The 13,775-nt window shown below is 43.1% G+C and carries 13 protein-coding genes and 3 pseudogenes; 8 read left to right on the plus strand and 8 right to left on the minus strand.

Going from position 1 to position 13,775, the window contains the following annotated elements; all coding sequences use genetic code 11:
* Positions 1-172 precede the first annotated feature (172 nt).
* Entirely contained in the window at positions 173-799 is a 627-nt protein-coding gene (locus tag ACXAD8_RS03205; RefSeq protein WP_475224835.1) for a TetR/AcrR family transcriptional regulator, read from the plus strand.
* 58 nt (positions 800-857) lie between these two features.
* Positions 858-1,994, plus strand: a complete 1,137-nt coding sequence (locus tag ACXAD8_RS03210; protein WP_475224838.1) for a DNA alkylation repair protein — start codon at positions 858-860, stop codon at positions 1,992-1,994.
* Positions 1,995-3,399: 1,405 nt separating this feature from the next.
* Here the strand turns inward: ACXAD8_RS03210 and ACXAD8_RS03215 are convergent.
* Positions 3,400-4,347 carry an IS1595 family transposase gene (locus tag ACXAD8_RS03215; protein ID WP_475224840.1) on the minus strand — a complete coding sequence of 316 codons (948 nt, stop codon included), beginning with the start codon at positions 4,345-4,347 and terminating at the stop codon, positions 3,400-3,402.
* A 53-nt stretch (positions 4,348-4,400) separates the two neighbouring features.
* Between ACXAD8_RS03215 and ACXAD8_RS03220 the strand changes: the two genes are divergently transcribed.
* Positions 4,401-5,468, plus strand: a complete 1,068-nt coding sequence (locus ACXAD8_RS03220) for a methyl-accepting chemotaxis protein (protein WP_475224842.1) — start codon at positions 4,401-4,403, stop codon at positions 5,466-5,468.
* Positions 5,469-5,807, plus strand: coding sequence for a hypothetical protein (locus tag ACXAD8_RS03225; RefSeq protein WP_475224845.1), 339 nt, complete (start codon positions 5,469-5,471; stop codon positions 5,805-5,807).
* A gap of 76 nt (positions 5,808-5,883) precedes the next feature.
* On the opposite strand, the pseudogene ACXAD8_RS03230 reads toward ACXAD8_RS03225, so the two are convergent.
* Positions 5,884-5,991 (minus strand): annotated as a pseudogene (locus ACXAD8_RS03230) (transposase); the annotation flags it as partial.
* Positions 5,992-6,095: 104 nt separating this feature from the next.
* Here ACXAD8_RS03230 and ACXAD8_RS03235 point away from each other — a divergent pair.
* Positions 6,096-6,263, plus strand: a pseudogene (locus ACXAD8_RS03235) (Txe/YoeB family addiction module toxin); the annotation flags it as partial.
* A gap of 107 nt (positions 6,264-6,370) precedes the next feature.
* On the opposite strand, the gene vapC reads toward ACXAD8_RS03235, so the two are convergent.
* From vapC to ACXAD8_RS03250, 3 genes are all read right to left on the minus strand, one after another.
* A complete protein-coding gene (gene vapC, locus ACXAD8_RS03240; RefSeq protein ID WP_475224847.1) occupies positions 6,371-6,772 on the minus strand; it encodes a type II toxin-antitoxin system VapC family toxin in 402 nt (133 codons plus the stop codon).
* Positions 6,769-6,963, minus strand: coding sequence for a type II toxin-antitoxin system VapB family antitoxin (locus ACXAD8_RS03245; protein ID WP_475224850.1), 195 nt, complete (start codon positions 6,961-6,963; stop codon positions 6,769-6,771). Before ACXAD8_RS03245 ends, vapC begins: the two co-directional genes overlap by 4 nt.
* Before the next feature lie 498 nt (positions 6,964-7,461).
* A complete protein-coding gene (locus ACXAD8_RS03250) occupies positions 7,462-8,445 on the minus strand; it encodes a transposase (protein WP_475224853.1) in 984 nt (327 codons plus the stop codon).
* Between the two features lie 146 nt (positions 8,446-8,591).
* On the opposite strand from ACXAD8_RS03250, the gene ACXAD8_RS03255 reads away from it, so the two are divergent.
* On the plus strand, positions 8,592-9,182 hold the full coding sequence (locus tag ACXAD8_RS03255; protein WP_475224855.1) for a methyl-accepting chemotaxis protein: 591 nt from the start codon (positions 8,592-8,594) through the stop codon (positions 9,180-9,182).
* 277 nt (positions 9,183-9,459) lie between these two features.
* Here ACXAD8_RS03255 and ACXAD8_RS03260 read toward each other — a convergent pair whose 3' ends face one another.
* The 3 genes and pseudogenes from ACXAD8_RS03260 to ACXAD8_RS03270 all read right to left on the minus strand — a co-directional run bounded on the left by ACXAD8_RS03260 (position 9,460) and on the right by ACXAD8_RS03270 (position 11,098).
* Positions 9,460-10,443, minus strand: coding sequence for a transposase (locus ACXAD8_RS03260; protein WP_475224857.1), 984 nt, complete (start codon positions 10,441-10,443; stop codon positions 9,460-9,462).
* 80 nt (positions 10,444-10,523) lie between these two features.
* A pseudogene (locus ACXAD8_RS03265) lies at positions 10,524-10,688 on the minus strand (helix-turn-helix domain-containing protein); the annotation flags it as partial.
* Positions 10,689-10,834: 146 nt separating this feature from the next.
* Entirely contained in the window at positions 10,835-11,098 is a 264-nt protein-coding gene (locus tag ACXAD8_RS03270) for a GrxA family glutaredoxin (protein ID WP_475224860.1), read from the minus strand.
* A 269-nt stretch (positions 11,099-11,367) separates the two neighbouring features.
* On the opposite strand from ACXAD8_RS03270, the gene nagZ reads away from it, so the two are divergent.
* Positions 11,368-12,375, plus strand: a complete 1,008-nt coding sequence (gene nagZ, locus ACXAD8_RS03275) for a beta-N-acetylhexosaminidase (protein WP_475224863.1) — start codon at positions 11,368-11,370, stop codon at positions 12,373-12,375.
* Positions 12,365-13,744 carry an SLC13 family permease gene (locus ACXAD8_RS03280; protein WP_475224865.1) on the plus strand — a complete coding sequence of 460 codons (1,380 nt, stop codon included), beginning with the start codon at positions 12,365-12,367 and terminating at the stop codon, positions 13,742-13,744. Before nagZ ends, ACXAD8_RS03280 begins: the two co-directional genes overlap by 11 nt.
* Positions 13,745-13,775 lie beyond the last annotated feature (31 nt).

Below are 13,775 nucleotides of genomic sequence, written 5' to 3' on the forward strand. Positions count from 1 at the left end.
CTGCAAAAAGGCATTTATAATTTTCGGGCACAGTATAGAGGTCGTTAAACTGCTCAGGCAACCATAATGCGATAAATTGCTAAATACTGTCCGTAAATTCAAACAGTCGCTTGAACTTTAAAATTAGAAACTTTACAGTCCTAACCATAAGAAAAATTAATAATAAGTACACGTGTCTACAAAAGAACGCATTTTAAACGCTGCCGAACACTTATTCTGTGATTTTGGTTTTGATAATACTTCACTGCGCGCTATCACCAGTGAAGCCGATGTTAACCTGGCGTCGGTTAACTATCATTTTGGTTCCAAAAAACAGTTAATTCAGGAAGTGTTAGCCCGCTATCTCAGCGTCCTCATGCCGGCGCTCGACGAACGTATTATGGCAATGAGCAAGGCCTCAGAATCCGCAACCACAGAAGGGCTGTTTGGTGCCCTGGTGGAACCATTACTGGCACTGGAAAAAGTCCGTCCCAATGGAACACGAGTATTTGTGCAGTTATTTGCAAGAGCCTATTACGAATCACAGGGCCATCTTCGTCGTTATATCACAACTCATTACACTCAGGAGCTAAAACACCTGAACAAGGCATTACATCTTGCGGTGCCGCATTTATCGCCCAGCGAAGTGTTTTGGCGTTGGCATTTTGCCCTTGGGTCTTGTGTATTTACCATGGTTTCCAGTAAAGCGTTATCTGAAATTGCCGAAGCTGAATATCAGCAACACATGGAAATTGAAGACCTTATCAGAAAAGTGATCACCTATATTGCTGCCGGATTTAGTGCTCCTAAAACCTCCTGACAGGATTGGGTTCATCAGACAATAATATGAGCCCACCTGTTACAACCAATAAATTGCTATGCCTGAAGCATTTAAGAATAAGTTTTCCGTCCAAATCATAGAGCACTTTGGTCGCACTATAAAGCAACAGCTACCGGAATTCGCAGAACAGGATTTTGTGCGAATGGCCGCACACAATTTTGATAATCTGGAACTCAAACAACGCTCACTGCAAATCACACAAGCGCTACACGAGTATATGCCACAAAGTTACCAGCGTTGTGACTCGGTAATAAGAACAATTCTTCACCCTGAAAATAATTCTAGTATGAATGACTCCGTCATTGAGCGGGAAGGGATCAGAGGGTGGTTAATCATGCCACTGGCGGATTTTGTCAGTCTCAGGAGAATTCCGGAGTACTTTGACAAGGGCATGGCACTATTGCAGGTGTTAACCAGTCGCTTTAGTTCTGAATTTGCTATTCGGGATTTTCTAATTTTTGACTGGCAAAGATCGCTTGAGATTTTAACATCATGGAGCGGCTCTGATAATCAGCATGTGCGCAGGTTAGTCAGTGAAGGGACGCGTCCCAGATTACCCTGGGGAAAACGGCTTAAGGTTTTTGTTGACGATCCAGAACCGCTCAGACCCTTACTAGTCAGCCTGCTGGATGACCCCGAGGAATATGTGCGACGATCAGTGGCCAATAACCTCAACGACATAGCCAAAGATAATCCTGAATTTGTAGTGGATTTTGTGGCAGAGTTTTTACCCGATGCGGATACAAACCAGTTTCGATTGTTAAAACATGGCTGCAGAACGCTATTGAAACAAGGCCACCCTGATATCTTGGCGCATTTTGGATTTTTACCTTTTAATGGAAATTTGCAGCTAACATTAAAGCAATCAAAGGTTCAGGCAGAAGGTGACTTGTTAATTAATCTGGAGTTGTCTGGCAATATAAGTGAGCCACAAAAGCTAATGCTAGATTATGTGATTTGGTATCAAAAAGCAAACGGTAAGCTCACACCCAAAGTGTTTAAATGGAAATTAATTGAACAGTGGCGGGGCGAATCGCTTTACCTGCAAAAACGCCATTCTTTTAAGAGTGTTACTACCAGAAAACACTACCCTGGTGAACATCGCGTTGAAACACAATTAAATGGCGAAATCCTCGCAGAATCTAATTTTGAATTAGTAGAAAACGGCGTATAAGCAAGGCTAAAAATAGCACAAATGATTAATGAAAAATCATCCCTAAAGTGCCACTAAGTACACGTGAGTAAACTGCTTTAGGTAGTTTACAATTCACTTGTTGTAATAACTTAATCTAGCTTTGTTCTTGCACCGTTTTTGGGCATTTAAATTAAAATTTCCTGATTTGAAAAAAGACTTTGATGTAACTTGCGCATGCTTATTAATTGTCTAAGGTTAAATTATCAAGGTGCACTTATTTACAATTTTCTCGAGTAAATAATTTTCGTTAAGGGGGGAGTTAATAAATGTTTCGGTGTTTTATAGTCAGCTACCCCATAAGCACAAACGAGCAATAAGCAGAAGCGGCGACATAAGAAAGGACTACACTGGATATATAGCAAGCAGGCGCTTTGCAATTTATTCAGATGTTCGTTTAAACCCGGTAAAGGACAAGTATTTTTTACCAGAGGACATTTATGTTTAGCATCAGAAAAAAGCTGACGCTCGTCATCTTATCTATCACTCTTGTGCCCATGATTGTTGTAGCCTTGGTACTTGGATTTCAATCTTACAGTAAGGCAAATCAGGCGCTATCCGAACAGGCTCGTTTAAAGTTAGTTGCTATACGTGATATTCAAAAGCAACAAATAGAAAGCTATTTCAATACCATTGAAAGTCAGGTGCTGAGTTTCTCTAATAATCTGATGATTGTTGAAGCCATGAAGGCGTTTAAACCGGCGTTCAGAAATTATAGAAATGAGTTAGATATTAAACAATCTGGCGAGTTACGTCGCCAACTGAAATCTTATTATACTCAGGACTATTCAAACGAGTATAAACAGCGTAACAGTAACCAATCACCAAATATCAATTCATTATTTGACGCGCTTGATGAGGATAGCATTTCGTTACAACACGCTTTTATCATTGATACCCCACATCCTCTGGGAGCAAAAGATGAATTAATGAAACCCGGCAATGATTCCACGTATGCGCAGTTACACCAAAAATATCACCCCAGTATTCGGGATTTTTTAAAACGCTTTGAATATTACGATATTTTCTTAGTGGATCCAGATAGCGGCGATATTGTTTATTCTGTATTTAAAGAGATCGATTACACGACATCATTAATTAGTGGCCCTTATAAATCCACAGGAATTGGCAAAGCATTTCAACAAGCCGTTAATTTGCCTAATGGTAAAGCGACGTTAACGGACTTTTTTGCCTATACACCTTCATATGAAGATCCCGCCAGCTTTATTGCAACCCCCATTTTTGATGGCAACTTAAAAGTGGGGGTTTTAATTTTTCAGATGCCTATAGACAGGATTAATCAAATTATGACCTACGGCCAGGAATGGCAAGAATCCGGACTAGGGGATTCTGGTGAGACTTATCTTGTAGGTAAAGATTTTCCTGATTACCCACTTAGCTCAGCCAGCTTTAATAGCTTATACGGCATGGGTGGTGTTTTAATAGCTGCCTTTGCTAACGTGGGCAACAGTCTTCGTAAATTAAACCGGTTGTTAAATCTGAAACAATACTCAGCCAGATGACGCGGAAGGTGCTTTGACGCTATCGCGTGGCAGCTCCCTCTCAGCGAGTTCTTAACATTCCCGATCATGGTGTTGACCCAATTAAAGGCTGGGTGTTCAAGCTTTTCCAGATCGCCGCCCGTTTTCGCATAAAAGTGATGTCTGTCTTCGCTTGCTACAGCGCGGAAGCAGGGTAATCCGTCAGAAATCACAATGGCTTCTGGCAGAACATGTTTATCCGCCCATTGCTGGATAGCATGACTCCTGAACCCTTCAACAACTGTCATTTTCATTCTGGTGGGGTGACCTTCTTCATTCAGTGCAACCGCAGCAACAAACGGGGTTTTACCCGATGCGCCGCGTCCGCGCTTTCCCCCACGACGCTCACCTCCCCAATAGACATCATCCAGTTGAATAATGCCGCCAATCTGGTGCTCGTCTTCACTTTCTTTCATGGCCTGCAACAGTTTATGTTTCATTTTCCAGGCAGTGTCATAATTTACTTTTAGCTGACGCATCAACTCCATAGCCGAAATGCCTGTTTTAGACTGCGTTAGCAGGTGCATCGCCATAAACCACTTCATCAATGGCAATCGGGTCTTATCGAATACCGTGCCACTGGTCAGTGATTGTTGATGTTTGCAACGATTACACTGTAACGCATTACGGCACTTCAACTGACAATGCGACTTGTGACCGCATTCCCGACAAACAAACCCTGATGGGTAGCGCCACCGGAACAAGGCTTCTCTGCACTTTTCTTCGGTCCCGTAGTCTTCCATCACTTCAAAAACACTATATCCCTTTTGAAACTGCACTTTGTTCTTCGCCATTTTTGCACCATCAAACACTGTTATTATATACAGTGTAGCGCAGGATGCTCAAAATGGGTAATCAGGAAGATTTTAAAATGCGCAGTATGAGTCGTTTCTTAATTGATGATCCGCAAGGCTTCGAGGCGGCAATTCGAAATGTAAATACGCCAGATAAAACTATCTCTACTATTCTGGCTAAAAATACCACTATTGGTTTGCTAGAAGTTAAAACCGAGGGCACTGAGTCAGCATTGGCTGGGGAGCGTGGCTTTCATATATTTCCAGATTATAGGGACGTTAACGTCTTGTCGGCATACACGCCTTTAGATATTTTTAACCTCAACTGGGTACTGATGAGTGAAATTGACGAATCAGAAGCCTTCGCTATGAACCAGGTGCTGTTGAGAAGCATTCAGTTCAATACCATATGGTTGATATTGTTGTTTTCTGCAATAGCGTTCTTTGTCAGTTTCTATTTTGGCCAGTATTTTACCAGGCCTATAATCAGTTTATTTCAAACCATTTCGGAACTAACGGAGCACTCTGATCTGACTCGCCGGGTCAAAGATAAGAGCAACGATGAAGTTGGCCAGATAGGTGAAGCAATAAATGGCATGGCGGAAAAATTTCAGGGAATCATTCGTGATGTCAATGAAATGGCAAATTTGTTGGACGCCGCGGTGGAAAAACTCATTGTCTCAACCACTAAAACTGAGGACGGTGTCAGTCATCAGGAATTAGAAAGTCAGCAAATTGCAACGGCCACTGAAGAGATGAATGTGACTGCAAACTCTATTGCGCAAAATGCCTCAACGGCTCATGAATTAACAGACCAAGCCAATCAAACCTGTAGCGAAAGTCAAAAAGTCGCAGCAACCGCAGTTGATGTGTCTGAAAAACTATCGGTGGATGTGGCAAACAGTGCAAAAGCACTTGCAGGTGTATCGACCTTGAGTGAAAAAATTGGTGTTGTTGTGGAGGTCATAGGAGATATTGCCGAGCAGACCAATTTATTAGCACTAAATGCTGCTATCGAATCTGCTAGGGCCGGGGAGCAAGGCAGGGGATTTGCCGTTGTTGCTGATGAAGTAAGAAAGCTGGCACAAAGAACGCAAACCGCAACCACTGAAATACAGTAAATGATAGAAGGGTTACAGTCGGGAACAGCGGATTCGGTCAAATTGATAAACTCTTCCGTAGAACGTGTGGAAGAGAGCCATGAAAAAGTCTCTGAACTAACTGAAGCCATGAACCAGATAATTCAGTCTATTAAAGATATTAACGATCAGAGTTTACAAATTGCAGCGGCTTCAGAGCAGCAACAAGCCGTCACTCAAGATATCAGCCTGAGAATTACTACCATCAGTGACATTGCTCAACAAACCGCTGTTGAAGCCCACAATGCAGCAGATACCGGCAACAGTGTTAAAGAAATGTCGAAACGACTGCAACTGTTGGTAGGGGAATTTAAAGTGTGAGTGACTGGAGCTGTATGGCTTTTTCAGAAGGAGGCAGCTAAAGCTCCTCAGACAAGATATTGAGAATTCTCGCCCCCCTTGAGTGGCCTTTCCCGTATAAATAGGCTCGGCGCACACAACGGGAAACGCAGTGATAATAGGGTGTATCTTCAAGGCAGACTTGTGCCTTCCTGGCTTTTGGCATGTTAACTCCTCCTGAGTTTGCTCATTGGGTTTCTTATTTTGCACAATCTCGATGAATTGGAAACTGTACTGAAGTACAGTTATGATGGGTGTCATTGTTAGTAATTGTTAGTAGATGTTAAGCGCTCTCCATTTGCGGGGATTGGAAAACCGGAACCTCTCAAAGAAAATCTTTCAGGTTTTTGGTCTCGCAGAATAGATGATACCAATCGTTTGGTATATGCCGTGGATGATACAGCGGTTACGGTTATCTCGTGTCGTTATCATTACTAGTAGGTGGCAGCTAACAAACCAAGTCAGCGGGACACTAACACGTAGGCTCTCGTCACTTTGTTCTGTATTTTAGCCTACGTGTTATTGTCCCTGCTTGGGGCGTTAGCTTAGTAGTGCAGCACAATAGGTAAATGTAATTTGTAATGTTGGAAGTCTTTATCGGTCGTAAATATGGTTGCTTTTACTCTTGTGGCAACGGCACAAATCAAAAAATCAGTATGTGATCCTTGTATACCTTTAGCACGGCAAATATTGGAATATTCCGCCGCGAGAATATAGTCATCATCAATTACCGGTAGGTTAGGGAAGTAATCTAATTTCTGTTTAAGTTTTAAGTATTGGTTTTTGTCACTGTACCCAGAAAGTAGTTCTTGCCGCACAGGTCCAATTATCATAATCGAACCTTGGTCAATGATTTTGGAAAGCTCGGTGGCAATTTCTTTGTTTCTGGTGCTTTTACCTCTTAATGCCAATGACCATACACAAGTATCAATCAATATTTGGTTCACTGGCGGCCCTGTTTGTAATCATAGTCGTCATCGGCAGGTAAATTACCGAATAATTCCTTGATTTCTTGTTGCTTTCTTCGTTCAATAAATTCTTTCAACGCCGCATTAACAGTATCTTTCTTAGATTTAAAACCACCGACTTTTAATGCAGCGTCTAATAGACTATTATCCAAAGCTAAATTTGTTGCCATAACTTACTCCTTACACATTGATCTACACATTATGGTATATCAATCAAAAAAAGCTAACAAGTGCATGCTACGGACAAAAAACAGTTGTCACCTTTTGCGCATTTCCGCTGCGCGGGCGCAAAAGCCGCCAACTGTTTCTTGTCGCAGATAATAAAAAGACATCCATTTTAAAATTCATTCAGTTCTCTTTTTTCAAATCTCAGATTTCGCCATTAGTTTTTTCTAAATTTCTGGGAAGAAACACATCAGAGAGTGAATTCAGACTATAGGAACAATAAAAAGACATCCATTTTAAAATTCATTCAGTACTCTTTTTTCAAATCTCAGGCCTCGCCTTTAGTTTTTTCTAAATTTCCGGAAATAAACACATCAGAGAGCGGGTTCAGACTATTAAATTGTGCTTTCTGGGTTAAAAATTACAACTTCTAAAAGGTATAGGCAGGCGCCCGCCTTACCTTGCAGCAATTATGCTTTTAGCTGGCGTTATGATGTTGATTGTCAGCCAAATAATCGAATCGCGACGTTTTTATCTCTGAGTCGTTGTAACTTGTGCCGGTGTTTGTATGCTTCAAGATAAGATTCACTGCCAGCGGCGTGATGAAAACAGCTTTCAAATTGGGTGGTGAGTTCCTGCCATTGCTCGGGTTTGAGATTGAGTCGTTCCAATATTGCCGGTGTTGATTCTTCAATGGAGCCGCGTTTATTGGGTAAAATAGCTCTGCCGGTAATATCTACAAGCTCCAGATAATCTGTCAGGTGCAAGGGTAAACCATGAGGCATATCCTCTTTGATATTCCCCGCAAAAGGTGTCAGGAATTTAGGGTTTTTGCCTGCTTTGGCTGCATTGATGCGATACTGAATGCTGGTGTGGTCAGATTCTTCCAGTGTTTCAGCCATTTTGGCTCTGATGGGGTTTAAGTCCACATAAGCCATGCAGGCGGCAAGCGCAGCTTCATCCAGTAGTGCCTGGGACTTAAATCGACCTTCCCAGAATCTGCCGGTACACTTATCTTCCTTGTTGGCTTCTCTGGCTATGTATTCATTTAAATAGCGCATAAACCAGCTGATATCCGTCAACCGCTGCCGCCATACATCTGCGGTTTCCTCAACGGTGAACAGCTGAGATTCATGCATCTGTTTTCGTTGTTCGGGATTTAAATACTGGTGACTAAGTAATGTGCCATTACTTAGCCTGTGCCAGCGGCGGAACACTTCTTCGGTATTCCAACCGTCAGATAAATCTTTGTGGATATGCAATACCAGGTGAGTGTGGTTGCTCATTACCGCATAGGCACAGACATCAATAGCAAAAATCTGAGACAGAAAGTGAATACGGTCTTCCACCCACTGGCGACGGTGTTCATAGCTAACCCCGGTTTGTTTGTCTTCCCCGCATAAATAGGCTCTACGCACACAGCGGGAAACACAGTGATAATAGGGGGTATCTTCAAGGCAGATTTGTGCCTTCCTGGCTTTTGGCATGTTAACTCTTCCTGAGTTGGATGAATGAAGCTTCTATTTTGCACAAATCAGAGAGTTTGGAAACTGTACCGAAGTACAGTTATGATGGGTGTTACAGTTATGATGGGTGTCATTGTTAATAAAAAGTTGCAGCAACCGCTGTTGATGTGTCTGAAAAACTATCGGTGGATGTGGCTAACAGTGCAAAAGCACTTGCAGGTGTATCGACCTTGAGTGAAAAAATTGGTGTTGTTGTGGAGGTCATAGGAGATATTGCCGAGCAGACCAATTTATTAGCACTAAATGCTGCTATCGAATCTGCCAGGGCCGGGGAGCAAGGCAGGGGATTTGCCGTTGTTGCTGATGAAGTAAGAAAGCTGGCACAAAGAACGCAAACCGCAACCACTGAAATACAGGAAATGATAGAAGGGTTACAGTCTGGAACAGCGGATTCGGTCAAATTGATAAACTCTTCCGTAGAACGTGTGGAAGAGAGCCATGAAAAAGTCTCTGAACTAACTGAAGCCATGAACCAGATAATTCAGTCTATTAAAGATATTAACGATCAGAGTTTACAAATTGCAGCGGCTTCAGAGCAGCAACAAGCCGTCACTCAAGATATCAGCCTGAGAATTACTACCATCAGTGACATTGCTCAACAAACCGCTGTTGAAGCCCACAATGCAGCAGATACCGGCAACAGTGTTAAAGAAATGTCGAAACGACTGCAACTGTTGGTAGGGGAATTTAAAGTGTGAGTGACTGGAGCTGTATGGCTTTTTCAGAAGCAGGCCAATAAAAAGACATCGGGCAATAAAAAGACATCCACTTTAAATTCATTCAGCTCACTTTTTTCAAACCTCAGATTTCGCCATTAATTTTTTTAAATTTCTGGGAAGAAACACATCAGAGAGGGGATTCAGACTATTAAATAGTGCTTTCTGGGTTAGAAATTACAACTTCAAAAAGATATAGGCAGGCGCCCACCTTACCTGGCGGCAATTATGTTTTTAGTTGGCGTAAAGATATTAATTGTCAGCCAAATAATCGAATCGCGGCGTTTTTATCTCTGAGTCGTTGTAACTTGTGCCGGTGTTTGTATGCTTCAAGATAAGATTCACTGCCAGCGGCGTGATGAAAATAGCTTTCAAATTGGGTGGTGAGTTCCTGCCATTGCTCGGGTTTGAGGTTGAGGCGTTCCAATATCGCAGGTGTTGATTCCTCAATGGAACCGCGTTTATTGGGTAAGATAGCTCTGCCTGTGATATCAACCAGCTCCAGGTAGTCGGATAAATGGAAAGGCAAACCATGGGGCATATCATCTTTGATGTTTCCGGCAAAAGGTGTCAGGTATTTGGGTGTTTTACCTGCTTTGGCAGCATTGATGCGATACTGAATGCTGGTGTGGTCGGATTGCTCTGGCGTTTCAGCCATTTTGGCTCGGATGGGGTTTAAGTCCACGTAGGCCATACAGGCGGCAAGCGCAGCTTCATCCAATAGTGCCTGGGACTTAAATCGACCTTCCCAGAATCTGCCGGTACATTCATCTTCCTTGTTGGCCTCTCTGGCAATGTATTCATTTAAATAGCGCATAAACCAGCTGATATCCGTCAACCGCTGTCGCCATATATCTGCGGTTTCCTCAACGGTGAACAGCTGATACTCATGCATCTGCTTTCGTTGCTCTGAATTCAAATACTGGTGACTCAGCAACGTACCATTACTAAGCCTGTGCCAGCGGCGAATCACTTCTTCGGTATCCCAACCGTCAGATAAATCTTTGTGAATATGCAATACCAGGTGAGTGTGGTTGCTCATTACCGCATAGGCACAAACATCAATAGCAAATATTTGAGACAGAAAGTGAATACGGTCTTCAACCCATTGACGGCGGTGTTCATAGCTAACACCGGTTTGTTTGTCTTCCCCGCATAAATAGGCTCTGCGCACACAACGGGAAACGCAGTGATAATAGGGTGTATCTTCAAGGCAAATTTGTGCCTTCCTGGCTTTTGGCATGTTAACTCTTCCAGAGTCTGCTGAATGAAGCTTCTATTTTGCATAAATCAATGAGTTTGGAAACTGTACTGAAGTACAGTTATGATGGCTGTCTTGTTTAGTTTCTCAACTAATTCCTGATAACGGTAAAACGTATCTCTGGAAACGCCCATCACCTTACAAGCCTTGGAAACATTCCCAAGCTCTTCAGCCAGATTGAGCAAACCTGCTCTGTGTTTAATAATTGGATTGTTAGTATGCAACATGAGAGTTACCTTTTGTTTTGATTTTAGATTCAGCACCTATATCAAAACGGGTAACTCTCTGTTTTGCAAATAGAAGTGTCAGATTAGGTCAGGACTTATACAAATTAGTTTATTAAAGCAACCTAAATACCTTCTCGGATCTTTAATTACTCGTACAGACCAAGGTGCTCTTTCGCGTAAGCTTCAAAGTCTGTAAAACCACCGATGTGATTTTGATCCAGGAAGATTTGGGGTACTGTCTCAACTGGTTTACCCACTGTTTTTTCCAGATCGGCTTTGCTGATACCTTCTTCGTGGATGTTGATATAACGATATTTAAAATCGTCTCTTTCCTGAGTCAGTTTATCAGCGAGTTCCTTCGCTCTGACACAAAAAGGACAACCATCTCTACCAAAAATAACTGCGTACATAACTTTTCCTCAAAGGGTTAACTTGCTAATCAGTTTAGTGGCTGAGTGGAATAAAGACAGTTGATAGATTCGATAGTTGTTATCGCTTTTTTAAATGAGTCTGTCGCGGGGTTATTAATCGAGAGAATTAGGTCTGAATAGTGCAATAAATAAACATTAAGCCACTTCAGGGGAGAAATAGCGGCAAAGCTAATTGCATTGGGCCTTTGGCATCTTTTATAGTTGTCTTAATTTACGACAACAATAATACGGTATTAATGGGAATTTTAATGTTGGACCTTCCCGGTCAGTCTTTGACTGCGGAAGATAAGGAGATCCTTGAGCATCCTTTAACAGGTGGCCTGATATATTTCACCCGCAATTTCGAAGATCATCAGCAAATCACCGAGCTTTCAAAAGAAATCAGAATGTCTGTTAAAAAGCCACTATTGCTGGCTGTGGATCAGGAAGGTGGCAGGGTTCAAAGGTTCAGAAAAGGTTTCAGCGAATTGCCTGCCATGGCGACTATTTTGGAGCGCTCAGATGGCAATATCGAACAGGCTAAAATCTGGTGTCGAGCGATTGCCGAGTTAATGGCGTTGGAAATACAGTCCGTGGGTATTGATATCAGCTTTGCACCAGTCGCAGATATTAACAATATTTCTGATGTTATAGGTGATAGAGGCTTCGCTAAAAATAAGCAAGATGTAGTTACACTTGTCGCGTCGTTTTGTGAGGGTATGCGGGCAGGCGGTATGGCCACAACCGGTAAACACTTTCCCGGTCACGGCAGTGTAAAAGAAGACTCGCATATTGCTTTACCTATTGATCGCAGGGAGGCACAGGAAGTTTTGGAAACCGATTTTTGGGTTTTTGAACAACTGGCGCAACAAAACATGTTAGATGCAGTGATGCCTGCACACGTAATTTATTCTGCATTTGATGACCTGCCAGCTGGATTTTCTGAGTTCTGGGTTAAACAAAAACTGCGCAAAGATATGGGATTTAACGGCGCCGTGTTTTCTGATGACCTGACAATGGAAGGTGCAGTAAAGTGCGGCACTCCCACCGAGCGTGCGCAATTAGCCATGACGGCCGGGTGCGATATGGCGTTAATCTGTAATAACCGTGAGGCTTCCATCGAGGTCCTGGATAACTATAAAGGTTCTGCCGCTATGTCACCGGCTATTGAGAAGATGATCATGGCACAGCCTAAGTACCAGGGCTTGCGCCAATGTCAAAGCTCTTCGCGTTGGCAGGCATTGCGTCAGATCCTGGATGAGTTAAATGACAACTAAACAAGCTATTATCCTGGTTGCTGTACTGATATCTGCGGTTTTAAAGTGGCATCTGGACAGCATCGGTGTCGCCAGTGAAATCAGTTGGACGGCTGCCATCACACTGGTAACCGCCATTCTATGGGTTACTGAAGCACTGCCCATTCCGGCGACATCTCTTATTCCTTTTGCGGCTTTTCCGGCGGCAGGGGTTTTATCCCACAAAGAAGCAGCATCGTCCTTAGGTAGCCACGTCATAATTCTATTGATGGGCGCGTTTATGCTGTCCAAGGCTATTGAGAAGTCGGGGGTGCACAAACGGTTTGCTTTGCAGATGCTTAAGCTAACCGGCGGTAAAAGCGCCTCCCGATTGGTTTTGGCCTTTATGTTGACTGCTGCGATATTGAGTATGTGGATATCCAATACCGCTACGACATTGATGCTGTTGCCAATCGCATTAGCCATTCTTTCTTCAATCGACAATCCCAGACTCGCTGCTGCTTTACTACTTGGTATTGCTTATGCCGCCAGTTTGGGGGGAGTAGGTACACCAATAGGTACGCCGCCAAACATTATATTTATCAGTGTTTATCAGGAGTCCCAGGGGCAAGAAGTCACATTTTTACAATGGATGAAAACAGGTGTCCCTATTGTCGTCATCGCCATACCTATCATGGCCTTGTGGTTAACCCGCGGACTGGGAAGTCTGGGAGCTGTGAATATTCCTACGTCGGGTGAATGGCGGCCGGCAGAAAAACGGGTGCTAACGGTTTTCGGACTGGTAGCGCTTGCCTGGGTAACCAGACCTTATTGGTCTGAAACATTAAGCATGAATACAGTGGGTGATAGTACCATTGCACTGTTGGGTGTGATTGCTATGTTTGTCGTCCCTTCAGGTGAAAAGGATCAAAAAGGGCAAGCAACCAGTCTTCTGGATTGGAAGACCGCGAATGATATCCCCTGGGGATTGTTGCTGTTGTTTGCTGGCGGGATCTGTATCGCGAAGGCCTTTACGGCTTCGGGACTAAGCCAAAAAATGGGTGACTTGTTGAGTTTTTTAGAAGGCGTACCATTACCCGTATTGATTCTGTCGATTTGCTTGTTTGTTACTTTCTTAACGGAAATTACCTCAAATACAGCGACTGCCACTTTGTTAATGCCGATTTTGGCGTTAAGCGGCATGGCAATGGGGATTGAGCCGTCACTGCTGATGATACCTGCTGCGATTTCGGCAAGTTGTGCCTTTATGCTGCCGGTGGCTACTGCGCCCAATGCCATCGTTTATGGAACCGATAAGTTTCCGATTAAAACTATGGCAAGGGAAGGCTTTGTATTAAACGTATTGGTGGCTTTTGTGGTATCAGGTGTAAGTTATCTGACGCTGCAGTAGTTTATTCCTCGAAGGTTTCTTCGGTTGGTGG

The organism is Planctobacterium sp. AWH2_060 (assembly GCF_056158425.1).